We start from the raw sequence: 1,874 nt of genomic DNA on the forward strand, positions 1-1,874 counted from the left end.
AGCGCGTCGCCCGCCCGGCGCGGCTCGCCGGTTCCCAGGCACAACAGCGTGGCGATCGAGACAGCCGAGCAGGGGAGATATCGATCGTCGGTACCGGTGTTGCCTGCCTGGATAAGTGCGGAAATCGCCGTGGCCGTGCCGGTTCCGTGGGGGTCGAGGGAATCGTGCAGCGCGCCCGCGATGAGCCGCGCGCCCGCGTCGGCCTCGGTCGGCGGCCACAGCTGCGCCGCGGCGGCCATGCGGGTCGCGGCCGCTGTCTCCCCGGCCAGCGTGAGCACTATCGAGGCGGGCGCCCAATCGGCGCCAACGCGATCGGGCCCGAGCCAGTTGTACAACCCGGCCGCGCGGCTCACCAGCCCGCGCCGGGTGAGNCGGCCACAGCTGCGCCGCGGCGGCCATGCGGGTCGCGGCCGCTGTCTCCCCGGCCAGCGTGAGCACTATCGAGGCGGGCGCCCAATCGGCGCCAACGCGATCGGGCCCGAGCCAGTTGTACAACCCGGCCGCGCGGCTCACCAGCCCGCGCCGGGTGAGCACCGCCGCGCAGACGCGCACGGCGGTCACCAGTTCGGTGGCGGAGATGCCGTCCTGGGTGAGCAGCGGCTGGGCCAGCCGCAGAGCGGTGTCGGCGTCGCCTGCCCGCGCGGCGGCCTCGGCCCAGCGCAACGCGATCGACTCGACGGGTGCGCCCGCGGCGGACGCGGCCGCGTAGTAGCGCGCAGGGTGTCCCGATTTCTCCGCGGCGCGACAAAGGAATTCGGCTAGCCGGGGGTCGACCACGCCCGACTCGGCCAGGATCAGCGCCGTGCAGTCGCGCAGCAGTCCAGCGTCGATCCGCGCGGCGAGCAGGCGGCGCTGAACTTCGACGTAGCGTCGATCTCCGAGCAGGATGCGCAGCGGTCCCACCGCGGGGGTGAGCAAGAGGTCGGCGTCGGTGACCAAGGCGCCTGCCCGCGCGCGGTCGATCAGATCGTGGGCGGTGGCGGTGTCTACGCCGAGGACCTCGGTGAGTTCGGTGGCGTCCAGCCCGGTTCCGGTCGCGGCGATCACGAGCGCGTCGAGCAGGTCGGGTTCCGCCGCGTCGAGCATCGATCGCGTCCACGCGGTGATCGCCTCGTCGACGGCCGTCACGCAGGTCTCCAGCGGCGCCGTGCGGGCGGCGGCCAGGGCCGCGACGACTCCACCGGGAATACCTGCCGTGAGCTGATGGATGCGCAGAGCGAGTGGCTGGGACACCGCCACGCCGAGTTCCCTGGCGAACGACGCGGTGTCGCCGCTGCCGAGCGCCCGCAGCTCCACCGTGCGGCCGTGTCGCGACACGATGTCGGACAGGACACGTAGTCGGGGATCGTGTGGGCGCGGTTGGGCGGCGAGCACCACCGAGCGGCGGCCGGATTCGATGGCCGCGCAGAGATTTCGCAGGTCGTTGGAGCTGTATCGATGCACGTTGTCGGCGATCAGGACAGCTCGGTCGGCCGGGTCGTCGAGTACCGAATCCGTCATCGGGATCCCACGCTCGCGCAGATGTGAGCGAACAACGTTGAGCAGCACTGTTTTTCCAGTTCCGGCTCGGCCACGGATCAGCAGCAGCACCGGCTGGTCGTCGGCGGTATCGAGTTCGCGGAGGACGGTTCGCGCGCCGGGGAATGAATCCAAGGCGATATCAGCCACCATTTCCTCCGAGGATCTGGCCTGGCAGCTGCGTGCCCGTTTCGAGGGTTTCGTCCACCGCGCCGCCCACACCGTCGAGCAGGTCGCCCGGGTTCACCTGGATGGGCGGGAGCTGAGGCCGTGTGGGAGCGGGAGCGGGAGCCGGAGCAGGCGCGGGGGCGGGTGCGGGTGCCGGGGCGGGCGCGGGTGCCGGGGCGGGCGCGGGT

General features: G+C 72.3%; 1 pseudogene. It reads right to left on the bottom strand.

From position 1 onward, the window contains the following. Positions 1-1,668: pseudogene (locus tag V8688_RS31850) on the bottom strand (hypothetical protein); the annotation flags it as partial. Positions 1,669-1,874 lie beyond the last annotated feature (206 nt).

Origin of the sequence: Nocardia sp. No.11 (assembly GCF_038752175.1) — a bacterium.
Lineage (GTDB): Bacteria > Actinomycetota > Actinomycetes > Mycobacteriales > Mycobacteriaceae > Nocardia > Nocardia canadensis.